We start from the raw sequence: 24,821 nt of genomic DNA, 5'->3' as shown, positions 1-24,821 counted from the left end.
CATGAGCAAGAAGCGCTACACTCTTTATATCTCGCGCCCGCTCGCCCGGCGGTTCGACCTGATCGCGCAGCAGCGCAATGGCGCCAAATCCGCCCTGGTCGAGGAAGCGCTGCGAGCAGCCTTGGAGCCGCAACAGCATGCCGGCCTCGAGGAGGGGCTTGCCCGCCGGCTCAACGAGCTCAACCGCGTCGTCGCCGGACTCCGGCGCGAGATGGCCGTTGCCACCGAAACGCTGGCGATCTTCGTTCGCTACTTCCTGACCGTGACGCCGCCGCTACCGCAGGACGAGCAGGAGCCCGCGCGCCTACTCGGGAGGGAGCGTTACCAGGTGCTCCTCACCGAGGTCGGCCGCCGCGTTGCCGAGAACGAACGTCTCGTTGCGGAAGTCATCGCGACCATTCCCGTGGCGCAGACCGATCTGTTCGCGAAGCCGCCGGACGACACATCGACGACTAGTCATCCCACGGATCGCAACGGCCACGCATCCAGCGCGCATCCCCTCGAGGAGAACGATCATGGCTGACCTCCTGTCCCTACCGGCCGCCGAAGAAGCCCAAGGCCGGCGCCGCCAGATGCTGCGCACCGCCTTCGGCGCAACCATAGCTGCGGCGCTGGCCGATCCGACCGTGATCGAGGTCATGGTCAATCCCGACGGCAAGCTCTGGATCGAGCGCGCGAGCGTTGGCCGCCAGGACACCGGCGAGCGGCTCGGCAGCACCGAAGTCGAACGCATCATCCGCCTTGTTGCCGCTCACGTCCGCCGCGAGGTCCACGCGCACGCACCGATCGTCTCTGCCGAGCTGCCAGAGACCGGAGAGCGCTTCGAGGGCATTATGCCACCCGTCGCCACGGCACCGTGCTTCGCCGTGCGCAAACCCGCTGACGTCCTCTACCGCCTACCGGACTACGTGGCCACCCGCATCATCTCCCCATTGCAGGCCGATGCCTTGCAGGCAGCAATCCGCGACCGCAAGAACATCCTTGTTGTCGGCGGCACGTCGTCCGGCAAGACGACGCTGGTCAATGCGCTTCTGGCGGAAGTGGCCGACTGCAACGAGCGCATCCTCATCCTCGAGGACACGCGCGAGCTCAGGTGCGCCGCGACCGACTGCGTTGCGCTGCGAACCAAACCGGGCGTGGCGTCGCTCGCCGACCTCGTCCGCTCGACGCTGCGTCTCCGGCCGGACCGCATCGTCGTCGGCGAGGTACGTGGCCCCGAGGCGCTCGACATGCTCAAGGCCTGGAACACCGGGCACCCCGGCGGCATCACAACACTCCATGCCAACTCGGCCGAGGCCGGCCTCTACCGCCTCGAGCAGTTGATCCAGGAGACCGTAGTCACGGTCCCTCGTGATCTCATCGTCCAGGCCATCGACATCATCGTGTTCATCGCCGGCCGCGGCAACGCGCGCCGCATCGAGACGCTGCTCGAGCTCACCGGCCTCGATGACGACGGCAACTACCAACTGACACCGATCGGCCGACCCACCCTGCACACCATCTGACGAGAGGCGCACATGATCCGATCCAAAACCCGGTTCCTTATGGCGTTGGCCGCCCAGGTCAGCCACGTTGCTGTGCTCGGCACCGCCGCATACGCCGCCGGCTCCGGCATGCCCTGGGAAGCCCCGCTTCAGCGCATCCTGGAGTCGATCGAAGGCCCGGTCGCCAAGGTCATCGCCGTCGTCATCATCATCGTCACCGGCTTGAGCCTCGCTTTCGGCGACATGGGCGGCGGAATGCGCAGGCTGATCCAAATCGTATTCGGCCTCTCCATCGCCTTCGCCGCCACCTCGTTCTTCCTATCGTTCTTCTCCTTTGCCGGCGGCGCCCTCATCCACTGATCAAGGAACCCGCCTCATGCGTCACCCATCGAGTCTCGTACCTGGCTACGAGGTCGTCCTGCATCGCTCCCTGACCGAGCCGATCCTGCTCGCCGGCGCCCCGCGCAGCTTCGCGATCCTCAACGGCACCATGGCCGCGGCCATCGGACTCGGGCTCCGGCTCTGGATCGCGGGGCTTCTGATCTGGCTGGCCGGCCACGCCGCTGCAGTCTGGATCACCCGCAAGGACCCGGCCTTCCTGACTGTCCTGTCCCGTCACGCCCGCCACAAGGGAGCCCTCTCATGCTGAACCTCGCCGAGTACCGCAAGCAGACAACCAGCCTGGCGGACTACCTCCCGTGGGCGTGTCTGGTCGCTCCCGGCGTCGTGCTGAACAAGGACGGATCGTTCCAGCGCACCATCCGCTACCGCGGCCCCGATCTCGACAGCGCCACACAGGCCGAGCTCGTCTCGGTCACTGCGCGCCTCAACAACATCCTGAAGCGGTTTGGCTCCGGATGGGCACTCTTCTTCGAGGCCGAACGAATTCCCGCCAACCAGTATCCAGGGGCGCGCTTTGAGGACGCCGCATCCTGGCTCGTCGACCAGGAGCGTCATGCCGCCTTCAGTGCCGACGGCACGCATTTCGAGAGCCGCTACTACCTCACATTCCTCTACCTGCCGCCGCCGGAACGCGAATCGCAGGCCGAACGGCTCCTGTACGAGCGCAGCGCCGAGGCGAACATCGAGACCACGCCCCGCGCGCAGCTCGCCTGGTTCATTACCGAAACCGACCGTGCGCTCCAGATGCTTGCTTCTATTCTTCCCGAGGCCGAAGCGCTCGACGACATGGGGACGCTGACCTACCTGCACGGCACCATCTCCGACACGCGCCATCCTGTGGCCGTTCCGGACATCCCGGCCCACCTCGACGCCATCCTCTGTGATCGGCAGTTTCTCGGCGGTGTCGACCCGAAACTCGGCAGTCAGCACCTGAGGATCCTGAGCGTGCTCGGCTTCCCGAACGCGACCGTGCCGGGACTGCTCGACGCACTGAACGACCTCGGCTTCTCCTACCGCTGGACCACGCGCTGGATCGGGATCGATAAGACCGAAGCCGCACGCAACTTGTCTCGGCTCAGGCGTCAGTGGTTTGCCAAGCGCAAATCCGTCGCCGCCGTGCTCCGCGAGGTCATGTTCAACCGCGAGTCGGCCCTCGTCGACACGGACGCCGACAACAAGGCCATGGATGCCGATGAGGCCCTGCAGGAGCTCGGCGCCGACGACGTGGCATTCGGCTATCTCACCACGGCAATCGTCATCGCCGACGCAGACCTGCAGCTCGCCAACGAGAAGCTGCTCGCCGTCGAGCGCATCATCAACACCCGCGGCTTCGCCACCATCCGCGAGACGTTGAATGCCGTCGAAGCCTGGCTCGGCTCCCTTCCCGGGAATCCCTACGCCAACATCCGCCAGCCGATCGTACATACGATCAACCTCGCGCACATGATGCCGGTCTCGGCTGTCTGGGCCGGACCAACCATGAACAGGCACCTCAACGCACCAGCATTGATGGTGACGGAAACGCGCGGCAGCACACCGTTCCGGCTGGATCTCCATATCGACGATGTCGGCCACACGCTCGTGGTCGGCCCCACCGGATCGGGCAAATCCGTGCTGCTGTCTTTGCTTGCCCTGCAGTTCCGCCGCTTCATCGGGGCGCAGGTCATCATGTTCGACCGCGGCCGCTCCGCACGGGCTGCCACGCTGGCCATGAATGGAGCCAGCGTCGAGCTCGGCCTTGAGGGATCGCTCTCCTTGCAGCCGCTCTCCCGCATTGACGAGCCCGGCGAAATCGCCTTCGCCCTACAATGGGTGACGGCCCTGCTATCCGCCGAAGGTGTGCGCGTGACGCCGGACGTGAAGGATGCCGTGTGGACAGCGCTGCAGAGTCTCGCCTCGGCGCCGAAGGCCGAGCGCACGCTGACTGGCCTCGCCGTGCTGATCCAATCCGCGCCCTTGGTTGCTGCCTTGTCACCCTACGCGCTGGAAGGCGCCTACGGCCGGCTCCTTGATGGCGCCTCAGAACAGATCGCCGCGGCCGACGTTCTGCATATCGAGCTCGAGGCACTAATGGGACACAAGGCGCTGATTCCGCCGGTCCTGACTTACCTGTTTCATCGTCTGGAGGAACGCTTCGATGGCCGGCCGACGCTGCTGGTCCTCGACGAGGCCTGGACCTTCCTCGACGATGCGCTGTTCGCGGCTCGCATCCGCGAATGGCTGAAGACATTGCGCAAGAAGAACGTCTCCGTTGTGTTCGCCACGCAATCATTGGCCGACGTCGAGCGCTCGACGATTGCGCCGGCGCTGATCGAAAGCTGCCCGACGCGCATCTTTCTACCCAACGACCGCGCCCGCGAGCCGCAGGCGCGAGCGGTGTACGAGCGTTTCGGCCTCAACGAGCGCCAGATCGAGATTCTCTCAGTCGCCGCGCCGAAGCGCGACTATTATGCTCAAACCGCGCGCGGCAATCGCCTGTTCGAGCTCGGCCTCGGGCCGGTAGCGCTGGCGCTCTGCGGCGCCTCCTCGCCCGATGACCAGAAACTGATCGACCACTGCCTGCAAGAGGAGTCTGCCAGCGGGTTCACTGCACGTTTCCTGACCGCGAAAGGTCTCGCTTGGGCAGGCGACCTGATCCAGCAGTGGCGGCCGCCAACTACGCCACCACCTCTCCCGGCATCGCTCACCACACGGAATACAGCGCCATCCGAGAGACGGTCGGTAGAAATACTCAGTGCCGGTGTCGGCGAGCACGTCACGGAGGCCCTGCGGCCAGATGTGCCGGCAGTGGCGGTGGATCAGACGCCGCTCCCGGGACTGCCAGGAGGTCCGCCGATGCCTCAACGCCTCTCTCCATTCCGGGCCGTGCCCAGCAAATCAAAGAGGAACAACCGATGAAGCCAATACGCAAGATTCTTACCAGGATTCCAATCGCGGTCGGCCTGATCGCAAGCTCTGCGACATCTTCGATCGCGCAATACACCGTCTTCGATCCAAGCAACTACAGCCAGAACTTGCTGTCGGCAGCGCGCGCGCTCGAGCAAATCAACAATCAGATCCGCACGCTTCAGAACGAAGCCCAAATGATCCTGCGCATGGATCAGAACCTCATGCGCCTTCAGGGTACGCTGTCGCCCGACCTTCAGCGATCATTGACGGACATCCAGACCCAGCTTCGCGCCGGCGAAGGCATTGCGATGCGGCTACAGGAAACGCAGAACAACTACCAGCAAATGTTTCCGAAGGAGGCATCGGCCGCGCTGACCTACGACGAATCCCTGCGCAATGCGCGCTCGCGATGGGAAGAGAGCTACGCGGCCTTCCAGCGCTCAGCTTTCCTTCAGGGCGAAATTGCCGACGGGATCGAGAATGACGCGCACCTGCTCGGCGACGCCTTGAGCCGTTCACGCGACGCGGCCGGAGCATTGGAAGCCACGCAAGCCGGCAACGAGCTCACAGGGCTTGGTGTCAAGCAGTCTCTCGCACTCCAAAGCCTGGTTGCAGCGCAGGCGCGGTCAGAGACCATTGCTCGCGCGCGAGAGTTGGCAACCGAGGATGAAGGGCGGCAGCGGTTTAAGTCGTTTGTCGGGGCCGGAACGGGATATATGTCGAGCCAATAAGCATCCATAAAATTGGATAGCCAGCGCCGTTATGGAACCAGCTTGATATCGATGCAAAGCCGAGGAAGCGGTCATTTGACCAGCGGGAGAAGGGTCTTCGACCGCAGGAGTAAGCGCTTCAGCAGCCGGAAACATGCTAAAGTGCGACGATTATGCGATGGCCCTAGCGACCGATCGTTTTTTGAAGTTGCGGTGCAGTGGTCCTGAACCCTACCTACGGGACAAACAACCTCGGATCGAGAATCGTCACGTGCTTGACGCCATCGCCATAAGTCGGCGTGCTTAGCATCTCGTTGAAGTACACAGGGACGCTCCAATAGAACCCACCAAGCTCCGCGATAGAGTCGCGAGGGAGGGACGGTGCTTGGCAAAGCGCGCTATTCTCGGCTGTCACGCCTTCGCGGCTAAAGCTAAATTTGATCACGGGATTCGTGGGGCGCGGACTGCCGCCTGACATGGCTTGAAATACTACTAGACTACCATTGTCTCCCTCCTTGCTGGCGAGGAAGACCCACGTTTCCCCGTCTTCGCCGGGAACGACGAAAAGCTGGTAGGGTTCGGGCTTGCCATCACCTAGGAACAGGGCATGCGAGCCTGATCGAAGCTTCTGCCCGAACGCCTTGCGTTTCTCATGAGTGGCGAAACTATAGATGTAATCGAGCTGGCGAGGCGTCGTGTACACCGCTGCCTGCCGAATTGCGCGCGCCATACCCTTATAAACGCTATCGAAGGCGCGCTCCGCCTGGGCGCTGACGGCATTCTCAGCTTGAGCCCTTACGCTGTCTAGGCATCGGATGACTGTGGTTTCAGGCGGCATTCAGAAGCCCTCTCTCGCGAGCCAGTCCGGCAGTATGCCCAGCGCCGCTTTGCGGCAAAGCACTATCACCGTCAGCCCATGCGGTTATCAACAGCGCACGTGGAGGCGTCTAGGCGCCCGACGATTACCGTTCGATTTCAAGCGGGCGTTGAGTCTGGGGTGATGCCTGGACGCTGCCAGGATTGGCAACTGCTCGGGCCCCGCCTTGGTTACAGGACGCGCCGTACGCACTTCCGAACTGACCCTGCTTCTTGAATTGCTCGAGAGGGTCCTGCGGATCATTGAGTTTCAATCCTTCCCTGTCGCTCGCGAGAGCACGAAGGATGTGTTCGGCCAAGGGTCGGAAGCCATCCCAAAAAAAGATCCGCGACGGAGGCGATCTCACGCCGTTGCGTACATTCCAGATCCTGATAGCGTTTGCTGAAGCTTCCTTGCCAGCCAGCAAGCCGATTCATGAACACTAATTCACCAACACCGTTGTGGACGGAAGACGACACCGAAGCGATGTTTGCGGCCATCGGCCGCTATGTCTTTATCTTCCAGTACATCGAGGCCAAGCTCGATCAGATTCTGTTGCTCGCTTACGGCCATGAAAATCGGACTAAGCGTCAGCAAAAAATCGCGAAGATGAACTTCGATGATCGGATCAAGGAGGTTACGAAAATTGTTTTGACCTCTCCGGATTTTGATCGCGTTCACGCGCGCCCCGGATGGGTACAATCATTCCAAGCGCTAATGAGCGCGGTCGATAGAGAAAGAATTCGCCGAAACGAATTGCTCCACTCTCAGTACATTATGGAATTCACAGAGGCAGGGCTTCCTCCAGTTCGTTCCCGTCTAATAAAGAATGCACCACAGCCCGTCGAGCTGGAGGACTTTACGGCCGAGGTTCAGAAGCGGCTCGTCGCGGAGATAGGTGTGCTTTCCGTGCGCGTAAACTTCCTCGTCACCCAATTGAATCATGACTACAAAGCTCCTCCCCCGCATGATTGGGCTGGTGGTCCCGTTGAATGGACCATTGATTGGGATCCTGGGGATGATCCTTCGGACGAGTCTCCTTGACCGGTCTCGCTTTGGTGGGCGGCGGGCTCCTTACACCCTTGCGCGAACAGCCATAAAAGCCCGGCTCGACCGGGCCTCCAACGAACGCGCAAGACCTTCATTCTGTTCAGTGTCATCTGTGTTATTGTGACTGAGCGGGCAAAGGTCCGCTGCTCACCTGCAAGTTGACGTCAGTCGGCGGATGCATCGCGGCGCCGTCGTCCCAGGCACGTCAATAAAACTAAAGGCTTTCGTCGATCCCGCGCGATCGCATGTCCGCTATGAGTGTCGGCGTGTCGAGTTGAACGCGAAGCAGCGACTCCGTCGCGTCATACTTCTTATCGAACCGCGAGATTGGATGGTTGAAATAATGCTGATCCAGCGTCTGCATGATCGAGGTTGATCTTATCTGCGAGGCGTACTGTCGAACTGCAGCGCCGTCCTTGTAAGAGATCGTATAGCGATGCGTATTCGCTGCCGCTTTCTCTAGAAAAGCGCGCGCCTCGGCGGAGAACGTGCCGCAAGTCCAATACTCGAAATGGAATTCGCTTTCCCGAAACCGTGGCTCTGCGCTCAACACCCTGTAGATCAGCGCCACGCGGTCTTTGACCCACTTCTCCACCGTGACGAGATCGACAATTTCAGAAGGCTGGTGACCCTTCCCCTCGTAAATCCATACTCCCTGCCGTTCCTTGACGCGGAACACATCAATCTCGGCGCTCGCTCCGCTCAAGGGGTCCTTGATGCGTTTGCCAATCTCAATTGGGTCCGCTTCCCGCGCGTAGACAACATGACCCATGATCATTTCAAAAAGAGCGCCGCGAAGATTCGCGGCTGCTCCCTCAATGTGACTTAGCTTGCTGAAAAGCTCGGGAATGACTTCCGGCTGTTCGGTAGCCACTGCCGCGGCCTTTGTCACCGATTGCAGAAGCGTTCGCAGGCCGGTCGCCACTTCCGCCCCAAACAGATTGGTCGGCGTCGTCATGAGTATGCCGTGCCCGCGCCCAAGGTTGAACGCCTCGCGGGTAAAGCCATCCGCCAATAGCATCGGCATCATGGGCGGAAGATTTTTCAGCCCCGAGAGCATGCTGCACTTCCTTACGAAGGCCGCGATGCCGTTCGCGTTTATGGCGTTGCCTGCCATGACATCGCATAGGAAGAATCCGGGCGTGGGCTTTCCATCCTTCTCCCGGGTCGCGAGGGGACGGATGTAGGATGGTCCGCAGAGATCCCAGTGAAAAGTGCCGTACTTCGGAAGCTTGGCGTCGGTGCGCAAGGTGATTTTATCGTAGCTGGCCATGCCGAGATTTCTGGCCCAGTCCCTGACCGCAAGAAGCATCATGTTCTCGGTCACAAGACGGGCCGTGAGCTCCGTGCTCTTGGCGTGTTGAATCTGGCCGTTAGCATCGAGCGCTATGCATGGGCCGATCCCTTCAATGTGAAGCCTCTTGAAAAAGCCGTTAGCAACAAGGCGGCTCAGGACCGTCTCGCTTGCAAGTTGTCCCTTCTGGGCCTGCGGAGATCCGCTGATGATTGCAAAATGAGCTTCCGGTACGATGCCGTCGCGGGCCATTACTGCAGCGAGCGCGGGGCCATAGGCAGGGCTCGACCCAATCGTAATCTTGACTAGCTGGTTCCAGTACTTGCCGGAGTTATACGTGGCCTCGTGGTAGAGAATGCTGGCGCGCTTCGGAAATGGCAGGCCCGACAACCGGCGTACCTTGCCGTTCGCCCTCGATATCCGCTGACGTGCCGCTTCCGGCGTAAGGCCGGACGCTTCCAAGTTTTTGGCGAGGATCGACGACAGGACCGGCCCGTCCTTAAGGAGCGTATCCTCGACCATGTTCTGGAAAGACTTCATGGTCTAGTCCCCTGTCACACAACGCTATTTATAATACAAGTAGACATCGGGCTATACACGTCGGTCCCGCACCAAAATAAATACAAGTATGTCAATAACTTACGTTGCGAGCCGGCAATCTTCTCCGATAGGCCAGCTGTCACAGACAGAATGCCCTAAGCCGCTGGCTCGAATTTTTGCGTCGGGGAAAGGACCGTCAGGCCGGTCGTTGCCCGGGTTAGCGCCACATACCAATCGCGCCTCGTCATCTTGGGGGTGTGCACGACCACAGCATGATCGAATTCGAGACCTTTGACGAGAAGCGTACTGCCTACGGAAAGCCGGGGAACCACACGCCCCGCATGACGCGCCCGGGTCTGGGTTTCGCGAACGGCATCGGCGAGAGCGAGGCCGGGGCGGCTGATGCACAGCAGGTGCGCCGCCCGCATCGCATGAAACATCTCGCGCCGGAAACAGTAACACTCTTCGCGCTGATGAAATGCGTCGAGAAGCGCAAGGCGATTTTGAAAAGTGGGGTTGGCCAGGAATGCCACGCCGAGATCGATCAGGTCACCGAACTTTGCAGCCCCGGCGCGGCGTCCCTCCAGCCGTGCGTTCACCGCCGCCAGGTATGGGGTCTCCTCCGCACCCGTCATGCAATCGGTGATGAAGCTCACGGTTTCCTGCAGTTGCTTAAAGTCTTTGGCCTTTTCCAGCTTCTTCACGGATGCGTAGAGGCTTTCGCAGCCCACCGGTTCAATCTTGGAATAGCCGGTCTTTGAAAGCTGCTTGGCGATGTACGCCTGAATGCCGATGCTCGACGCATCCGCAATGACGACAACGGATCCGTTCCCCGCTTCGCCGCGCACGCGCTTGCAGACCTCGACGATTTTCATCGTGCGGCGGTTCTGATCGGTCGGGAGTGCTTCCCAGTTCACGCATGGGGGGCGGCCAGCGAGATCAACATGCCCGCCGGCGTCGAGCGCTACGCGGACCATCGCAAGCCACTCCGCAAATTTCGGGTTCTCCTTCTTGTGCCATCGCCAGGGTGTCAGCAGCTCGCCCTTCTTCGGAAAGACAGGAAATACGTCCTTGTCCCAATCGACCGGCTGTTGACCCTTAAAGTCAAAGATCGCCTGCAAGGGGTCGCCGAACACGCATACGGGGAGCACCCTTGAGAGCGCGTTGACGACATCATGCTGGGCGAGAGAGCAGTCCTGATACTCGTCCACGAACACGCCGCTGTAAGAGGCCTTCAGTATCTCGTCCGCCGCTTGGTTTATGATCAACTGAGACGCCGCTTTGTAGACATCGCGCCATTCGGCATCGCTGGCGGGACTGGAGGTCTTCAGCCCCGACGTGACAGGAAAAGCTGCCGCGTAGCGCAGGCAAAATCCGGCGATGGTTTCAAGACGGTAGCGTGACCGGGGGACTTTGTGAAACGCCAGCCGGGCCCGTAGAACATCTACTCCGGCATGTGTATGAGTGAGAATCAGTCTTCGGCCATTGCCGAGCGAAGTAGCCCGCGCGATCTGCTCCGTCTTTCCGCAGCCAGCCGCCGCGACAATGCTCCCTCGCGCGGATTCCGCTGCCTCCTCGGCGATTTTTCGGTCCGCATCTTCAGCCATCGACCCACGCGCGGAAAGCGCCCATGCCAAGGGCAAGCGGGTTGTCAGGAATCTTTGCAAGTACGGGGCCTAATATGGCGGCAAGCTCCTCGCCGCGGGTGATGTCCTTGAACCAGGGCCTATCCTTGTTCTTTGCCGCTTTGCCTAGGATGGATCTCATGGCTTCGGTGTCGAGCGTGGTCGGCAAGTCCAGACTGGAAAGCTCGGCTGCGCCAGCGGCCTTAGCCACCTTGTTGATCTGCGCCATCACGCTGTCGGCATTAACGCACTCGCACGCAAATTTTACGAGCGCCTGTACACTTGCCCAGGGCACATCGAGGAATATCCGCTCCTCGGTCGCAACATTGTCTGGCCACTCATGGACACGAACGCCTTTACCGCGCAGCTCGGTGAGCTTCTGTTCGTCGGCCCTCTCGTCCGTGTCCAACAGAAGAAAAACGTCATATCCGAGATTGGCGAGGTGGTCTGCAAGCACCAGCGCGCTCGCGTTGCCATTTCCGTTAATCTCGATCAAGCCGCGCAGAGCGAACGACTCTTTTCCCTCATGCAAACTCCAGTAAGCGTCGAGCCCGCGACAGAGCCCCTGCTCGGTCCTCCCCTCGCAAACTACCACTTTTCGGGCGAGGAACGCGTCCGGGGCCGCGCGCAGATGCTTTTGCGCAGTATTGGGGTCGGCTGCCGCCGCGTCGGCAGCGGTGACGCGCACCATCCCCGCTTCGGCACGAACCGTGAAAATATCGGCAGCATTCAACTCGCGGATCACCACGGGAGAGTGCGTGGTTATGAAAATCTGCGAGGGTGACGTGCTGCCGGCATCAGCCGGCGCTTTGAGATACTTCAGAAGCCTCGCTATACGATGAGGCTCCAGCCCATGTTCAATCTCGTCAATCAGCGCGACGTGTGAACCACTCGCGTCGTGCTGCAGGGCAGAGACAATGAGGCGAGAGGAGCCGGTGCCAAGACGGCGCAGCGGCAGCTTGCCGTCATGCAAGGAAATGCCGCCAGCCGATATGTTGACGCCCTGCACATCCAGCGCAGCGCCATACTTGTCGCGAATTGGAACAGCGAAAAGCTTGCCTAGCTTCTCTGCGCGTTCGGCGGTGTCCTTGAAAACTGACGGATTGCCTTTCGTGAAAGCCTCGCGGGCGGCGCGACTTGCGTCTGCCATCTGACCGCCCAGGGTTTCCGCTGCGTCCCCCAAACGGTTGAGGACCGATTGGCGGCCCCATCCAAGATGCCGCTCGGCATAGGGGCCAAGCCGCGTCGTCGCCAGTGTCTGCGCGTCTATGTATTTCAGAGACGGCGGATCGCTTTCCTGGTCGGCGGCAATTCTGTCGTTGAACACCGACCATCGCGCCTCGTGGGTCTTATCGACTGTTAGTTGCAGCGAAAGCGCACTCTCCAAGCCCGCCCTCGGTTCGTCTTCGACCTTGGCAGCGTCAGCGTTCCAGCCTCGAAGATGGAGGCCATACCGATCATCGGCAATGAATTCAGGAGGCAATCCTGCGATGGTCGCCACGATCCTTATGGGCTGATTGTAGTCGAGATTGTGGAAATCGGAATCGTCTGCGAACGCATAGGAGCGCGGCGTCAGCACCAGCTCAATGGCATCGAGGATTGTTGTTTTTGCAGAGTCGCCCGGGCCAATGAGACAATTGAACTTGGCGGAGGGAGACCAACTAAGCTTCTTAATGCCTCTAAAATTCTCAACTTCTAGATAGACGATCCGCATTTTTGATATTGCTCAGTGGTCGCTTCCCCTCCAGCAGCCTATCTGATAGCAGAGCATTAGTAACCGGCGGTGACGGGTTTTTTCACTTTCGTTGAACGGAATCAGCGGGCGAATACTTACACGACCTAGCGGACCCACGCTCGACCGTCGTACGCCGACGTCCGCTCAACCCCACGAAGGGGACTTCTCCGAGAGGGCGCTGTTTAGCGCAGGCCGTCGACACCAGCGATGTCGGCTTCTCGTCGGTCTGAGAACTCACTCCTCCGGGGCTAGAGAAAGATCAAAATCTGCTTGCTCACAAGCATCTTCCTGCATTCCACCTAGAGTTCCCGATCGCTCCCGCGTATTGCGGCGTTTCCTCATTCACGCGGCATCAACCTCTCCAGCATCATGGCCTTGCCCGATCTCCCAGACATCGGGTGGCGCCAGAACGGTGATGCTCACCTGACCCGCCCCAACCTTCTCTAGCTGATGTCCCCAACGGCCAACGCAGTTTGTGCCGCTGGCGGAGCCTTGCCGGTAGCACGGGGCGCGCAGACATGGACGACCTAGCGATCATAGACCGCTTCACGGAAACCTTCAGCCGCTACATCGACAGCGGATTCGGCCTCCTCGCCGGCGACGTCGCATTCCTAACGAGCATACTGATCGCGATCGACATCACGCTCGCCGGCCTCTTCTGGGCGCTGATGGGCGAGGACAACGTTATCGCACAGTTCATCCGTAAGGTGCTCTACGTTGGCTTCTTTGCGCTGCTCCTGTCCAACTTCCAGGGCCTCGCCGATATCGTCTTTCATTCGTTTGCTGGGTTGGGCCTGAAGGCATCAGGCACGTCACTTACGGCCGCCGATCTCATGCGCCCGGGATTTGTCGCCTCCACAGGCTTCACCGCCTCGAAGCCGCTGCTGGAGAAAGCCGGCGAGCTGATCGGCTTCACGACATTCTTCTCGAACTTCGTCACCATCGCCGTCCTCATGCTGGCGTGGATGATCGTGCTGCTCGCCTTTTTCGTGCTCTCAGTCCAGCTCTTCATCACCATCATCGAATTCAAGCTGACGGTGCTCGCCGGTTTCGTCCTGGTGCCGTTCGCTTTGTTCGGTCAGACGGCATTCCTCGCCGAGCGCGTGCTCGGCAACGTCATCTCCTCCGGTATCAAGCTCATGGTGCTGGCAATCGTGGTCGGCATCGGCGCCTCGCTGTTCGGAACCGTGATCCGTCCAACCGGCGAAGTGACGCTGACTCAGGCCGCGTCGTGCATCCTGGCAGCCATCGCCGTGTTCGGACTAGCCATCTATGTGCCCGCCATTGCGGCCGGTCTCATCTCCGGTGCGCCTCAACTCGGTGCTGGCGCAGCGGTCGCCACCACGGCAGCTATCGGCGGCGCTGGTGTAGCCGGCGGATTGGCTGCAACGGGTACTGCGCGGTTGGCTGGCAGCGCGGCCGGTAGCGGGACCAGAGCCGCAGCCTCACTCGCGGGACGCGTTGGCGCGGCCTATGAGGCCGGCGGCATGGCCGGTGTCGCACGGACTACCATGGCCGCACCGGCATCCAGGATGGCCGCTGCATTCGCGGCGCCGGTGACGACAGCCTTCCGGCAGGGCGCCGCGCAAGGAATCCGCGATGCCTCACCACGATCGGGATCCGACAGCTCCGGTCACGCCGGAGACGCAGCCGCGGCCAGTGCCGCGGCCTCCAGCCCACCGGCCTGGGCGCAAAGCCTCGCCCGCCGCCAACGCATAACCCAAGCCGGCCTCATGGCGGCTCATGCCCTTCGCGATGGCGACCGCCCGGCAAGCGGTGGCGGCCCCGATCTCAAAAACAAGAGCTAGAAGGAGACATCCACCATGGTGTTCAAGCGATCGGCCTTGCGCTACGGCGAGACACCGGAGCCGGTCACGCCATATCAGAAGGCCGCCCAAGCCTGGGACGAGCGGATCGGCAGCGCCCGCGTCCAGGCCCACAACTGGCGCCTGATGGCGCTCGGCAATCTGGGCATGTCGCTGCTGTTGGCAGGCATCCTGTTCTGGATGGGCCGTACGAGCGGCGTCGTCCCCTATGTCGTCGAGGTCGATTCGCGCGGCGGCGCCCGCACCGTTGGCCCAGCGGACGAGAGCTACAAGCCCAGCGACGCGCAGATCGCCTATCACCTGGCGCGCTTCATCGATAACGTTCGCGCACTCTCGATCGATCCCGTGGTCGTGCGCCAGAACTGGCTCAAGGCCTACGACTTCGTCACCGACAAGGCGGCGGTCACGCTCAATGAATACGCCCGCGACAACGACCCCTTTGCCCGTATCGGCCGCCAAACCGTTGCCGTCGAGGTGACGAGCATCGTGCGGGCCTCGGACTCCTCGTTCCAGGTACGCTGGACCGAGCGCACTTTCGAGGGCGGCGCACTCAAGGACACCAAGCGCCTCACCGGCCTCTTCTCCATCGCTCTCACCCCACCGAGAACCGTCGATGCTGTGCGCAAGAACCCGCTCGGCATCTACGTGCACGCCTTCAACTGGTCGCAGGACGTCACCACGGGAGAGTCCAAATGAGTACCCACCGCACCCTCGTCGCCCTCCTCATGACATCGATCGGGCTCGGCGCCTGCGCCACCAACATCAAGGTCCCCGAGATTCCGATCTTCGACAGCCCGGCGATGGCCGCCCATCGCGAGCCAGATCCCAAGCTGCCGGTGCGCTACGTCGAGGTTCCGACACCGCTGCCGCTTCCCGGCCAGCTCAAGCCCGTCGGAAAGGACGCCGGCAAGAAGAAGGATACGCGACCGCCAGCGGATCGCGTGACCGGAGCCAACGAGGCAGCGCGCCTTGAGCCGGTTAAGGACGGCTATATCAATGCCATCCAGGTCTATCCGTATACCAAAGGCGCGCTCTATCAGCTCTACGCCGCCGTCAACCAGGTAACGGACATCGCGCTCGAGGCCGGCGAGAAGCTGGTCTCGGTCTCGGCTGGAGATACGGTGCGGTGGGTCGTCGGCGACACGAGCAGCGGCGACGGCAAGGACGCTCAGGTCCATATCCTGGTGAAGCCGGTTGGCGCCGACCTCGAGACCAACCTCGTCATCACCACGGATCGACGCACCTATCATCTCGAGATGCGTTCCTCCGAGGCAACGTACATGGCCTCGGTGTCGTGGACTTATCCCGCCGCCGAACTCGTCTCCCTGCGCAAGCAGAGCGAGGAAGCCGCCTTCGCCGTGGCCGCAATCGCCGACGGCGGCATCAACATCGACGAGTTGCGCTTCCGCTATCGCATCGAAGGCGATGCGCCGTGGAAACCGCGACAGGTATTCGACGATGGCAACAAGGTCTATATCCAGTTCCCATCCGGCATATCCAAGAGCGAAGCCCCGCCGCTGTTCATCATTGGCCCAGACGGAAAGTCGGCGCTCGTCAACTACCGTGTCCGCGGCACCACCTACATCGTCGACAGGCTGTTCGCCGCCGCAGAGCTGAGGCTTGGCACCGAGCCGCAGCGGGTGGTTCGCATTGTCCGCACGGACGCGATCTGGCGGGAGACTCGCTCATGAGCGAGACCGACCAGATCCAAGAGCCGGAAGAGACGAAGGCTGCGCCGGAGACGCTGGAATTGCGCGCACGTCCGCAGCCGGTGACGCGCATCAATCGCAAGGTCCTGATCGGCGGCGCGGCGGTGTTCCTGATGCTCCTCTCCGGGATCGTGCTCGTAGCCCTGAAGCCACCAAGCCTCAAGGTCGCCGAGCGGCAGGAGCTCATCAACGTCGAGAACAAGCCGATCACCGACGGGCTCAGCAAGCTACCGGCCACGTACGAAGGCGTGCGGCCAGCCAACCCCGCGCCCCAGAGCACGCCGCCGGCTGTGCCCAAGCTCATCTTGCCCGACACCGGCCTGCCGCTCGATGATGCTGAGAGCGCGGAAAAGGCACGCATTGCCCGCATGGCGGGGCAGGCTCGGGAATCGCAGGTGTTCTTTCGTCTGCAGCTCAAACAGCCGCCCCAGGACTCGACGCCGAGCGGTGCACAATCCGAACCGACGCCGCGCTCGAGCACGCCCACGGCCGATGGGGGCCTCGCCACGCTCTCCCTGCTACGCGCCACGGAGCGGGCACAAGCGCTCGCAACGGGTGAGCTCGAGTACACCGGAACCGATCCGACCGAGGCGACGCGCAAGCTCGCGTTCCTCAAGTCGGGGCCGGACAAAGAGATCTACAATCCGCACGGTTTGCAGACGCCGGCCTCACCCTTTCAATTGATGGCCGGAACCGTCATCGCCGCAAGCCTCATCACCGGGCTCAACTCCGGTCTGCCCGGCTTCGTCACTGCTCAGGTGACAGAGAACATCTACGATACTGTTTCCGGCCGATTTCTCCTGATCCCCCAAGGGACGAGACTGATCGGCAAGTACGACAACGTCGTCGCCTTCGGCCAGGAACGCGCGCTCGTCGTCTGGCAGCGCATCATCCTCCCCGATGGCAGCTCGGTGGTCATCGACAATCTCCCCGCGACCGACACTGGCGGCTATGCAGGCCTTGCCGACGAGGTCGATCTGCACACCTGGAAGCTACTCAAGGGTGTGGCGCTGGCCACCGTCCTCGGTGTCGGAAGCGAGCTCGCCTTCGGCTCATCCGACAGCGATCTCATCCGCGCCCTGCAGCTCTCAACGCAGACGACCACGAATCGAGCTGGCCAGCGGCTCATCGAGCGCAATCTCAACGTCCAGCCGACCATCACCGTGCGCCCTGGCTGGCCGCTCCGTGTCATCGTTCACAAGGACATTGTCCTTAGACCCTACCGCGCCAGCGCTGCCAACTAATCAGAGCCATCCGCCATCGAGACAACCGCATATCGCAAAGGAGCCCAGGCCCGATGTCAGTCATAGGAACCTTCTCAGCCGTCAAGGACGGGTACTCTGGGACGATCCGCACGCTCATGATCAATGCCAAAGTGCTGATCATGGCCAACGACCGCAAGGAAGGAGACAGCGGTCCTGACTTCCGCATCACGACCGGCACCAACGAGATCGGCGTCGCCTGGCGGCGCAAGCGCAACGGGACCGAGGAGACCTACCTGCGCATCAAGATCGACGATCCAACGCTGCCCCATCCAATCTGGGGTGCGTTGATCGAAGGCGGCGACGACGGTGTCGCCCGCCTGCTTTGGCGTCGAGACAGAAAGGAGGCCACCTAGCGGAGTTATTTTATGGTGTTGAGCGCGTTCGGTCCGCCAGTGAGGAACTCTTCAAAATTTCCTCCCAATTGGCAAGTTCATCAAAGACTTGGTTCGACATTTCTCCGGAGAGGTCCACCAATTAAGCAATTGATTTTTTAAAGCTCTCTGGCCGCCTTCTGAAGCCCGTGCTCTGCAATGGCAGGCCTCGTGGCCGCAAACCCCGTGCGCGCTTGCCATAACGACGCCGAGCACCGTGCTGGAAGCGATCCGTAAACTGCGGGCACAGACAAAGGTCGCAATGGTCGGTGACGGCGCGACCGACGCGCCGGCAATGGCAAACGCCACGGTCGGCAGCGTCATGGGAGCGGCGGCTCCGACGTTGCCCTTGAGACCGCGGATGTGGCGTTGATGGCCGACCGCCGCGCACATCTTCCATTGGCGGTCGGATTGAGCCGGCATACCCGAAACTGTAATCCGGCAAAATGTCGTCGTGAGCCTCAGTGTCGCCCCTGCCGGTCTGTCATCGATAAAGCTTGCGTCGCTCAGCCGGCGCGCAACCAATGCCCGTCGAGCGCGGCGAGCCCTGGCCCGCGTGACGCGATCGGGATCATCGTCAGGAAGATGACATCCGTCAGCGCTTAAGTCGTGTCACCTTGGGTGGGGTGGGCTAAACCCGGCTGGCGTTAGGACGCAGCCTCGCGGCCGGCCAGTGGCCAGCACAGGCCGTGAAGAAAGCTCATCGCACAAAACCACACGACACCGCGCTCGAGACAGCGCGGGTCTTGGTCGGGGGCGTTATCCCGGCGTTGATTCTCTTGAGCGTTTATGAGAAGTGGCGACCGCGTGAGGCTAGTGCGGCTGGCCATCTTGGGGGGCGACGACATGTCTGGGTTTTTGCTGCTGCTTGGGCAGGCCATCGTCTACTTCGTCGGCTTGGCCTACATATTCTACAAGAGGAAGACCATCGGTATTGGCGTCTTCTTCTGCGTCATCGGTGCGATACATTTTCTCGAGACTTATCTTGCCGCCGTCTATTTCATAGAGCTTCCGTTCGGCCTGATTTCGCCCGGCTCGACAGTTATGTTCACGGGCAAGCTCGCTTTTTTTCTGCTTCTTTACATCAAGGAAGATGCGGAGAGCATGCGCCAGCCCGTTTACGGGCTCTTGGTCGGCAACCTCCTTATGGTGGCGTTGGCGTCGTTCCTACGCCTTCACAGCGACCCGGCGGGGCTGCCCGGCTACAATTCAGACCTCCAGTTCATTGACCAGATCGGCCTGCTCATGGTTTGGGGCACGGGCCTTCTCTTCATCGACCTCATTGCCCTGGTGCTGATCTACGAGCGTTTAGGCGCGGTTGTGACGAACACCATTCCAGGCCGCATGTTTATAAGCTTGGCCATTGTTTTGAGCTTCGACCAGGTTCTTTTCTATGCCGGCCTGAAGTACGTGACGGGCGTGCCGATTTCGGCGTTCTACGGCGGCTGGATTGCCAAGATGGGCGCAGCGGTCTTCTTTACGCTCATGGTATCGGCCTATTTGGCGTTTGTTGAGCGCGGCGAACTCCGCAGCGAGGCGCACACAACGGGAGATGTTTTCGACCGGCTGACCTACCGGCACCACTACGAGAAGCTGGTCGCGCGCGTGGGTAAGGACTCTCTGACGGGGTTGCAGAATCGCGGACAACTTGACGCCAAAGGGCCCGCGATGCTCCGGGTTGCATCACGTGCGGGATTGACGGTGAGCCTGATGATGATCGATGTCGATCACTTCAAGAGCATCAATGACAACTTCGGGCACCTTGCCGGTGACCGTGTGCTGCGTAGCGTCGCCGAGACGATTGCCAAGGTGAAGCGGGATGACGATGAACTGTTCCGTTTTGGCGGCGAGGAGTTCGTGCTGCTATGTCCTGAATCCCGCCCGGACGCGCAGACACTCGCGGAGCGCGTGCGTGCAGCCGTGGAACACAGTCCTCATCCCGGCCTTGACCAACTGGTGACCGTGAGTATCGGAATTGCGAGCTTTCCCAGCGATGCACGTGAATTTGCGGTGTTGCTGAAGCGGGCGGACCAAGCGCTCTATCGAGCCAAGGCACTCGGCAGGAACAGAGTCTGCGATGCTTCGGAGTTCAGCGGATAGTCCGGCCCACCTCAACGAGATGTCCAGCCTGAGAGCCACGCCCCGCGCCGCCGACGATTGCGGCCCAAATTAAATCAGATCGTTATCACGACATCGGGCAGGCTAGGGCTTGTCCCAAGGCAGCCCCATGATCGTGACGCCCATGGTCACGCTCGAAAAGGTCAGCCCATTGAAGAAATAGAGAAGGAAAAGCGCGAGATAAGGCTCGCTGGAGCTCGCGATCAGATCCTTGAGCCCCGCCACGTTGGTCAAGAGCAAGACCGAGACGAAAGCGACGCCAATGGCCACCCCGAGAAGCGAGCTCAGCCCGAGTATCTGAAGGAGAAGGGGTATCTGTCGCCCGCTGACCGGGACTGGATCCTCGGTTGTCATGTGCGGCTCCGTCTAGCCAGGGCCTCTGTTCCCCGCCCGCCAGACAACACTAAAGAATGCCCTGATGTAAGACAACGAGGCGCGCGTCCGCCTCGGCGGCCGCGCCTCATAAAACCCCAATCCAACACAAGGCACGCGTTGCGGTTCCGCGCCTCGCCTCACCCGGCAATCGGCCGCGTGCTCAGGATCGCGCCGATCTCGTCCAGGATCGCCGGATCGTCGATGGTGGCGGGGATCTTGAAGTCCGCCTTGTCGGCGATCTTCTTGATGGTGCCCCGCAGGATTTTCCCGGAGCGCGTCTTCGGCAGGCGCCCTACGACACGCACCGTCTTGAACGCCGCAACCGGCCCGATCCGCTCGCGCACGAGCGCCACGATCTCGCTTTCGATGTCCTTCGCGTCGCGCTCGACACCGGCCTTGAGCACGATAAAGCCGACCGGAAGCTCGCCCTTGAGAGCATCCGCCGCGCCGATCACCGCGCACTCCGCTACATCCTTGTGAGACGACAGCACCTCCTCCATAGCCCCCGTCGAAAGCCGGTGGCCAGCGACGTTGATAATGTCGTCCGTGCGTCCCATGATGAAGAGATAGCCGTCCTCATCGCGGTAGCCCGCGTCTGCGGTCTTGTAATAGCCGGGGAAATGGTCGGTGTAGCTCGGGCCGAAACGCTCGTCCGCATTCCAGAGCGAAGGCAGGCAGCCCGGCGGCAACGGCAGCTTGACGACGATGTTTCCGAGTTGCCCCTGCGGCACGGCGTGCCCATCCTCGTCGAGAATGTGGATGTCGTAGCCCGGCATCGGAACTGTCGGCGAGCCGGGCTTCACCGGCAAGGCTTCGAGCCCGATCGGGTTGGCCGCGATCGCCCAGCCCGTCTCCGTCTGCCACCAATGGTCGATCACGGGAATGCCGAGTGCCTGCTCCGCCCAGCGCACCGTATCGGGATCGGCACGCTCTCCCGCGAGGAACAACGTGCGCAAGCCGGTAAGATCGTAGTTCGCGATCTGGCTTCCCGTCGGATCCTCCTTCTTGATGGCTCGAAGCGCCGTGGGGGCGGTGAAGAACGCCGCCACCTTGTACTCCGAGATCACACGCCAGAACGCGCCGGCATCGGGTGTGCCTACGGGCTTGCCCTCGTAGATGATGGTCGTGTTGCCGTTCAGAAGGGGGCCGTAGATGATGTAGGAATGGCCGACCACCCAGCCCACGTCGGACGCGGACCAGAACACGTCTCCCGGCGCGACGCCGTAGATGTTCCGCATCGTCCACGTGAGCGCCACCATGTGCCCGCCGTTGTCGCGCACGACACCCTTCGGCTGCCCGGTGCTGCCTGACGTGTAGAGAATGTAGAGCGGGTCTGTCGCCTTGACGGGCACACATGCCGCCTTCTGCCCGCTCTCGCGGGTCTTCGCGACAAGCTCGCTCCAATCGAGATCGCGGCCGGCCTTGAGCGCGGCCGTCTCCATCGGACGCTGGAGAACGACGCAATGCGCGGGCTTGTGCGCGGCCATCTCGATGGCGGCGTCGAGCAGCGGCTTGTACTTGACGATGGTCTTGGGCTCGATACCGCAAGACGCGGAGACGATGACCTTCGGCTTCGCATCGTTCAGCCGCACGGCGAGCTCGTTCGCGGCGAACCCGCCGAACACAACCGAATGGATCGCGCCGAGCCGAGCCGCCGCGAGCATCGCCACCGCGACCTCGGGCACCATCGGCATGTAGATCACAACGCGATCGCCCTTGGTGACACCGAGCCCGGCGAGCGCAGCCGCGAAGACCTCCACCTCGTCGAGCAACTCGGCGTAGGTCACCGTGCGCTTGGTGCCCGTGACCGGGCTGTCATAGATGATCGCAGGCTGCGCACCACACCCCGCTTTCACGTGGCGATCGATGCAGTTGTAGGATGTGTTGCACTCCGCACCCGCGAACCAGCGGCCATATTGTCCGCTGCCCGCGTCGAAGATCTTGTCGGCAGGCTTGAACCAGTCGACCGCCTTGGCCGCTTCCCCCCAGAAAGCCTCGGGATCGGCCAGCCATCCGTTATAGACGTCCCAATATCTGCCCATCTGCCTGCTTCTTTTTTGACAGCACCCCGGAGCCGCTTTCCGGCTCCGGGGTGCTGGTATCACAAACTATCTTAGATGCTGTCGATCGCTTCCACAGATTCCGGGAGGATCTGTCCACCGTCAACGACGATCGTCTGTCCGGTGATGTAGGAAGCTTCCTGCGAGGCGAGGAACAGCGCGGCGTAGCCGATGTCCTCCACCTTGCCGAGCCGCTTCAGCGGAATGGCCTTCGCCATGCCGTCGAGATAACTCTGGCCGAGATCCTGCAGACCCTCGGTGATGATGTTGCCCGGCATCACAGCGTTGATGGTGGTGTTGTAGCGCGCAAGCTCCATGGCCGCCGTTCTGAGGAAGCCGAGCTGTCCCGCTTTCGAGGCACCGTAGTGAGACCAGCCTGGATAGCCCGTGATCGGCCCGGTGATCGAGGAGGTGACCACGACGCGCCCCTTGCCCGCCTTCTCGAAGGCAGGAATGCACGCCTTCACGCAGAGAAACGTGCTCTTGAGATTGGTGCTGAGCACCTGATCCCAATCCTCGGGCGTCAACTCGACGATCTTCTTCTGCGGGAACACGCCGGCGTTGGCGCACAGGATGTCCACCTTGCCGAAGGCCTCGATGGTCTTGGCCACGAGCCCCTGCACGCTCTCCCAGTTGGAAACGTCGGACGCGTGGGCAACCGCGGTGCCGCCCGCGTTGCGGATCTCGTTGACGGTGGCCTCCGCATCGGCGAGCCCGCGCGCCGTGACCATCACCTTCGCGCCTTGGGCGGCGAACACCTTGGCGATGCCTTTTCCGATTCCCTTCGAGCCACCGGTCACGATGACGCTCTGGCCGGCAATTGACGTCAGCATTGTCTAAGTCTCCCGTATCAGTCCGAGGATTTGCGCGTGAAGCGGTTGATCAGCAGCGGCACCGTGAGCGCAAGCGCGACGAGCACGATGGACGCCGCCACCGAGAGCATGCCGACGGTCGGCACGAGCGGTGAGTAGCCAGATACCATCTTGGCATAGAGCCATTCGGGCAGCGTGAGATCCGCACCCGTGGTGAACAGCGAAAGCGGGAAGTTCCCCCAGCTCAGAAGGAAGGAGAACAGTCCCGCCGACACCACGCCCGGCATCAGCAGCGGAATGGTGACCTCCCGCAGGGTCTGCCACGTGGAGCACCCCATGTCGCGAGCCGCTTCCTCCAGCGCCGGATCGAAACTGTAGGCCCGGATCGCGATGATCAGCGTCGCGATCGGCGCGATCCAAACCAGATGCGCGATAATGGCGGTGTGCCACGTGGGCGTGATGCCGATGGCATTGAACCACATCAGCAGCGCGAGCCCGAGAACCGACTGCGGAAAGAAGATCGGCAGCAGGATGAGCTTCTGATAGAGCCGCCGGAACCGCCACTGGTAGCGCGCGAAAGCGAGCGCGCCGAAGAAGCCGAGCACCATCGACACGATGGTCACGATCGTCGCCACCTGGAGCGAGATCCACAGCAGGTCCGAAACCGTGTCGCTTTCGAGCGCCTGGGCATACCACTGCGTGGTGTACTGGCGGATCGGGAACGAGAGATAGCGCGCCGTCGAGACCGACGCGAAGCCGATGGCGACCAGCGGAAGATAAAGAAACGCCAGAATGAGCACGCCATAGAGATAGAGGCCGATGCGGCCCGACTTGGAAGGATGCATCAGCGTTTCCTCCCCATGATGCTGTCGAGATCGATGCGCGTCACGCCCGCGATCGCGAAACACGCGACCACCGCGATCAGCGTCATGGCGAGCGCCGAGCCGAGGGGCCAGTTCTGGCCGTAGGTGAACGCGCGCTCGATCTCGTCCGAGATGACGATCACGGCGCGCCCGCCGAGCAGCTTCGATTCCGCGATGGCACCCGCCGTCAGCACGAAGGTGATGAGACTGCCGACGACGATGCCGGGAGCCGAAAGCGGCAGCTCGACCTCGCGGAAGATCTGCCACCTCGTCGCGCCGAGATCGAAGGCCGCCTGCCGCGCATCATCCGGCACCATCGAGATGCCCTGCGCCAGCGGAAACAGCATGAACGGCAAATAGACGTAGACGAGGCCGAAGATGATGACGGGAACGTTGTAGAGCAGTCCGTCGAACGACTGTCCCGTCCAGTTCCGCCAGTAGCCCTCGATGAGACCACCTTTCATCAAGGTCAGCACCCAGCCGAACAGGCGGATATTCTCCGAGACGAACAGCGTCATCACCACGCCGATGGTGAGCACCAGCGTGAAGCGCCCGAACACCTTCGCCATGGCGAACGCGAGCGGCCAGCAGATGAGGAAGAGGATGAACGTCGCCGCGAAAGCCATCGCGAGCGAGATCAGCAGCGACTCCCAATATCCCTCCTGCAGCATGATCGCATAGGAGGAGAAATCCGGCAGGTTCGCGAGCGAGAACACCTTCTGCGGCATGACCGAGAAGGCAGCCACGACGCAGAGAGGCGCAAGAAATCCCGCCGCCAGGAAAACGCCGACCGGAAGAGCGCTCAGAAGACCGAGGCGCTGGTTGATCCGCTCCACG

General features: G+C 61.8%; 23 protein-coding genes and 1 pseudogene. 14 read left to right on the top strand and 10 right to left on the bottom strand.

The window, feature by feature from the left end; all coding sequences use genetic code 11:
• Position 1 precedes the first annotated feature (1 nt).
• From PE058_RS03650 to trbJ, 6 genes are read left to right on the top strand one after another with little or no spacing between them, the layout of a single operon-like run.
• On the top strand, positions 2-523 hold the full coding sequence (locus tag PE058_RS03650; RefSeq protein ID WP_271029864.1) for a hypothetical protein: 522 nt from the start codon (positions 2-4) through the stop codon (positions 521-523).
• Positions 516-1,505, top strand: coding sequence for a P-type conjugative transfer ATPase TrbB (trbB, locus tag PE058_RS03645; protein WP_271029863.1), 990 nt, complete (start codon positions 516-518; stop codon positions 1,503-1,505). The genes PE058_RS03650 and trbB overlap by 8 nt, the downstream gene beginning before the upstream one ends.
• A 12-nt stretch (positions 1,506-1,517) precedes the next feature.
• On the top strand, positions 1,518-1,844 hold the full coding sequence (locus PE058_RS03640; RefSeq protein WP_271029862.1) for a TrbC/VirB2 family protein: 327 nt from the start codon (positions 1,518-1,520) through the stop codon (positions 1,842-1,844).
• Positions 1,845-1,860: 16 nt separating this feature from the next.
• Entirely contained in the window at positions 1,861-2,133 is a 273-nt protein-coding gene (locus PE058_RS03635) for a VirB3 family type IV secretion system protein (protein ID WP_271029861.1), read from the top strand.
• Positions 2,127-4,784 carry a conjugal transfer protein TrbE gene (trbE, locus tag PE058_RS03630; RefSeq protein WP_271029860.1) on the top strand — a complete coding sequence of 886 codons (2,658 nt, stop codon included), beginning with the start codon at positions 2,127-2,129 and terminating at the stop codon, positions 4,782-4,784. The genes PE058_RS03635 and trbE overlap by 7 nt, the downstream gene beginning before the upstream one ends.
• Complete coding sequence (trbJ, locus tag PE058_RS03625; RefSeq protein ID WP_271029859.1) at positions 4,781-5,506, top strand: P-type conjugative transfer protein TrbJ; 726 nt, start codon at positions 4,781-4,783, stop codon at positions 5,504-5,506. Before trbE ends, trbJ begins: the two co-directional genes overlap by 4 nt.
• Before the next feature lie 214 nt (positions 5,507-5,720).
• Here trbJ and PE058_RS03620 read toward each other — a convergent pair whose 3' ends face one another.
• Positions 5,721-6,323: a hypothetical protein gene (locus PE058_RS03620; RefSeq protein WP_271029858.1), complete on the bottom strand. Its 603-nt coding sequence runs from the start codon at positions 6,321-6,323 to the stop codon at positions 5,721-5,723.
• 453 nt (positions 6,324-6,776) lie between these two features.
• Between PE058_RS03620 and PE058_RS03615 the strand changes: the two genes are divergently transcribed.
• Positions 6,777-7,385 carry a hypothetical protein gene (locus tag PE058_RS03615; protein ID WP_271029857.1) on the top strand — a complete coding sequence of 203 codons (609 nt, stop codon included), beginning with the start codon at positions 6,777-6,779 and terminating at the stop codon, positions 7,383-7,385.
• Positions 7,386-7,605: 220 nt separating this feature from the next.
• Here the strand turns inward: PE058_RS03615 and PE058_RS03610 are convergent, their stop codons facing one another.
• The 3 genes from PE058_RS03610 to PE058_RS03600 all read right to left on the bottom strand — a co-directional run bounded on the left by PE058_RS03610 (position 7,606) and on the right by PE058_RS03600 (position 12,564).
• On the bottom strand, positions 7,606-9,225 hold the full coding sequence (locus PE058_RS03610) for a hypothetical protein (protein ID WP_271029856.1): 1,620 nt from the start codon (positions 9,223-9,225) through the stop codon (positions 7,606-7,608).
• A gap of 155 nt (positions 9,226-9,380) precedes the next feature.
• A complete protein-coding gene (locus PE058_RS03605) occupies positions 9,381-10,832 on the bottom strand; it encodes a UvrD-helicase domain-containing protein (protein WP_271029855.1) in 1,452 nt (483 codons plus the stop codon).
• Positions 10,825-12,564, bottom strand: coding sequence for an ATP-dependent nuclease (locus tag PE058_RS03600; protein WP_271029854.1), 1,740 nt, complete (start codon positions 12,562-12,564; stop codon positions 10,825-10,827). Before PE058_RS03600 ends, PE058_RS03605 begins: the two co-directional genes overlap by 8 nt.
• A gap of 539 nt (positions 12,565-13,103) precedes the next feature.
• On the opposite strand from PE058_RS03600, the gene trbL reads away from it, so the two are divergent.
• From trbL to PE058_RS03575, 5 genes are read left to right on the top strand one after another with little or no spacing between them, the layout of a single operon-like run.
• Positions 13,104-14,393: a P-type conjugative transfer protein TrbL gene (trbL, locus tag PE058_RS03595; protein ID WP_271029853.1), complete on the top strand. Its 1,290-nt coding sequence runs from the start codon at positions 13,104-13,106 to the stop codon at positions 14,391-14,393.
• A gap of 15 nt (positions 14,394-14,408) precedes the next feature.
• On the top strand, positions 14,409-15,107 hold the full coding sequence (gene trbF, locus PE058_RS03590) for a conjugal transfer protein TrbF (RefSeq protein ID WP_271029852.1): 699 nt from the start codon (positions 14,409-14,411) through the stop codon (positions 15,105-15,107).
• Positions 15,104-16,102 carry a P-type conjugative transfer protein TrbG gene (gene trbG, locus PE058_RS03585; protein WP_271029851.1) on the top strand — a complete coding sequence of 333 codons (999 nt, stop codon included), beginning with the start codon at positions 15,104-15,106 and terminating at the stop codon, positions 16,100-16,102. Before trbF ends, trbG begins: the two co-directional genes overlap by 4 nt.
• A complete protein-coding gene (locus PE058_RS03580; protein ID WP_271029850.1) occupies positions 16,099-17,364 on the top strand; it encodes a TrbI/VirB10 family protein in 1,266 nt (421 codons plus the stop codon). The genes trbG and PE058_RS03580 overlap by 4 nt, the downstream gene beginning before the upstream one ends.
• A gap of 53 nt (positions 17,365-17,417) precedes the next feature.
• Positions 17,418-17,738 (top strand): DUF736 domain-containing protein, encoded by a 321-nt coding sequence (locus PE058_RS03575; RefSeq protein ID WP_271029849.1) that lies wholly within the window; start codon positions 17,418-17,420, stop codon positions 17,736-17,738.
• 51 nt (positions 17,739-17,789) lie between these two features.
• Here the strand turns inward: PE058_RS03575 and PE058_RS03570 are convergent, their stop codons facing one another.
• Positions 17,790-18,080 (bottom strand): hypothetical protein, encoded by a 291-nt coding sequence (locus PE058_RS03570; RefSeq protein WP_271030646.1) that lies wholly within the window; start codon positions 18,078-18,080, stop codon positions 17,790-17,792.
• On the opposite strand from PE058_RS03570, the pseudogene PE058_RS03565 reads away from it, so the two are divergent.
• Both PE058_RS03565 and PE058_RS03560 read left to right on the top strand, forming a co-directional pair.
• Positions 17,965-18,225: pseudogene (locus tag PE058_RS03565) on the top strand (heavy metal translocating P-type ATPase); the annotation flags it as partial. The gene PE058_RS03570 and the pseudogene PE058_RS03565 overlap by 116 nt on opposite strands.
• Before the next feature lie 377 nt (positions 18,226-18,602).
• Positions 18,603-19,856, top strand: a complete 1,254-nt coding sequence (locus PE058_RS03560; RefSeq protein WP_026867746.1) for a GGDEF domain-containing protein — start codon at positions 18,603-18,605, stop codon at positions 19,854-19,856.
• A gap of 102 nt (positions 19,857-19,958) precedes the next feature.
• Here PE058_RS03560 and PE058_RS03555 read toward each other — a convergent pair whose 3' ends face one another.
• The 5 genes from PE058_RS03555 to PE058_RS03535 form a co-directional block, all read right to left on the bottom strand.
• A complete protein-coding gene (locus PE058_RS03555) occupies positions 19,959-20,228 on the bottom strand; it encodes a hypothetical protein (protein WP_271029848.1) in 270 nt (89 codons plus the stop codon).
• Between the two features lie 158 nt (positions 20,229-20,386).
• Positions 20,387-22,291 carry a propionyl-CoA synthetase gene (locus tag PE058_RS03550; RefSeq protein WP_271029847.1) on the bottom strand — a complete coding sequence of 635 codons (1,905 nt, stop codon included), beginning with the start codon at positions 22,289-22,291 and terminating at the stop codon, positions 20,387-20,389.
• A 71-nt stretch (positions 22,292-22,362) separates the two neighbouring features.
• A complete protein-coding gene (gene fabG / locus PE058_RS03545) occupies positions 22,363-23,142 on the bottom strand; it encodes a 3-oxoacyl-ACP reductase FabG (protein ID WP_020084089.1) in 780 nt (259 codons plus the stop codon).
• Positions 23,143-23,159: 17 nt separating this feature from the next.
• Positions 23,160-23,966 (bottom strand): ABC transporter permease, encoded by an 807-nt coding sequence (locus PE058_RS03540; protein WP_020084088.1) that lies wholly within the window; start codon positions 23,964-23,966, stop codon positions 23,160-23,162.
• A complete protein-coding gene (locus PE058_RS03535) occupies positions 23,966-24,820 on the bottom strand; it encodes an ABC transporter permease (RefSeq protein WP_271029846.1) in 855 nt (284 codons plus the stop codon). The genes PE058_RS03540 and PE058_RS03535 overlap by 1 nt, the downstream gene beginning before the upstream one ends.
• Between the last annotated feature and the right edge of the window lies 1 nt (position 24,821).

The organism is Hyphomicrobium sp. DMF-1, assembly GCF_027886585.1.
In the GTDB taxonomy this organism is placed as follows: domain Bacteria; phylum Pseudomonadota; class Alphaproteobacteria; order Rhizobiales; family Hyphomicrobiaceae; genus Hyphomicrobium_C; species Hyphomicrobium_C zavarzinii.
The sequence above is the reverse complement of the archived record's forward strand: the minus strand, read 5'-3'. Positions and strand labels throughout refer to the sequence as shown.

Excerpts from the sequence above, each read along its gene's own strand:
- PE058_RS03650 (WP_271029864.1), top strand. The coding sequence starts at position 2 with ATGAGCAAGAAGCGCTACACTCTTTATATCTCGCGCCCGCTCGCCCGG.
- trbB (WP_271029863.1), top strand. The coding sequence starts at position 516 with ATGGCTGACCTCCTGTCCCTACCGGCCGCCGAAGAAGCCCAAGGCCGG.
- PE058_RS03640 (WP_271029862.1), top strand. The coding sequence starts at position 1,518 with ATGATCCGATCCAAAACCCGGTTCCTTATGGCGTTGGCCGCCCAGGTC.
- PE058_RS03635 (WP_271029861.1), top strand. The coding sequence starts at position 1,861 with ATGCGTCACCCATCGAGTCTCGTACCTGGCTACGAGGTCGTCCTGCAT.
- trbE (WP_271029860.1), top strand. The coding sequence starts at position 2,127 with ATGCTGAACCTCGCCGAGTACCGCAAGCAGACAACCAGCCTGGCGGAC.
- trbJ (WP_271029859.1), top strand. The coding sequence starts at position 4,781 with ATGAAGCCAATACGCAAGATTCTTACCAGGATTCCAATCGCGGTCGGC.
- PE058_RS03620 (WP_271029858.1), bottom strand. The coding sequence starts at position 6,323 with ATGCCGCCTGAAACCACAGTCATCCGATGCCTAGACAGCGTAAGGGCT.
- PE058_RS03615 (WP_271029857.1), top strand. The coding sequence starts at position 6,777 with ATGAACACTAATTCACCAACACCGTTGTGGACGGAAGACGACACCGAA.
- PE058_RS03610 (WP_271029856.1), bottom strand. The coding sequence starts at position 9,225 with ATGAAGTCTTTCCAGAACATGGTCGAGGATACGCTCCTTAAGGACGGG.
- PE058_RS03605 (WP_271029855.1), bottom strand. The coding sequence starts at position 10,832 with ATGGCTGAAGATGCGGACCGAAAAATCGCCGAGGAGGCAGCGGAATCC.
- PE058_RS03600 (WP_271029854.1), bottom strand. The coding sequence starts at position 12,564 with ATGCGGATCGTCTATCTAGAAGTTGAGAATTTTAGAGGCATTAAGAAG.
- trbL (WP_271029853.1), top strand. The coding sequence starts at position 13,104 with ATGGACGACCTAGCGATCATAGACCGCTTCACGGAAACCTTCAGCCGC.
- trbF (WP_271029852.1), top strand. The coding sequence starts at position 14,409 with ATGGTGTTCAAGCGATCGGCCTTGCGCTACGGCGAGACACCGGAGCCG.
- trbG (WP_271029851.1), top strand. The coding sequence starts at position 15,104 with ATGAGTACCCACCGCACCCTCGTCGCCCTCCTCATGACATCGATCGGG.
- PE058_RS03580 (WP_271029850.1), top strand. The coding sequence starts at position 16,099 with ATGAGCGAGACCGACCAGATCCAAGAGCCGGAAGAGACGAAGGCTGCG.
- PE058_RS03575 (WP_271029849.1), top strand. The coding sequence starts at position 17,418 with ATGTCAGTCATAGGAACCTTCTCAGCCGTCAAGGACGGGTACTCTGGG.
- PE058_RS03570 (WP_271030646.1), bottom strand. The coding sequence starts at position 18,080 with ATGACGCTGCCGACCGTGGCGTTTGCCATTGCCGGCGCGTCGGTCGCG.
- PE058_RS03560 (WP_026867746.1), top strand. The coding sequence starts at position 18,603 with ATGTCTGGGTTTTTGCTGCTGCTTGGGCAGGCCATCGTCTACTTCGTC.
- PE058_RS03555 (WP_271029848.1), bottom strand. The coding sequence starts at position 20,228 with ATGACAACCGAGGATCCAGTCCCGGTCAGCGGGCGACAGATACCCCTT.
- PE058_RS03550 (WP_271029847.1), bottom strand. The coding sequence starts at position 22,291 with ATGGGCAGATATTGGGACGTCTATAACGGATGGCTGGCCGATCCCGAG.
- fabG (WP_020084089.1), bottom strand. The coding sequence starts at position 23,142 with ATGCTGACGTCAATTGCCGGCCAGAGCGTCATCGTGACCGGTGGCTCG.
- PE058_RS03540 (WP_020084088.1), bottom strand. The coding sequence starts at position 23,966 with ATGCATCCTTCCAAGTCGGGCCGCATCGGCCTCTATCTCTATGGCGTG.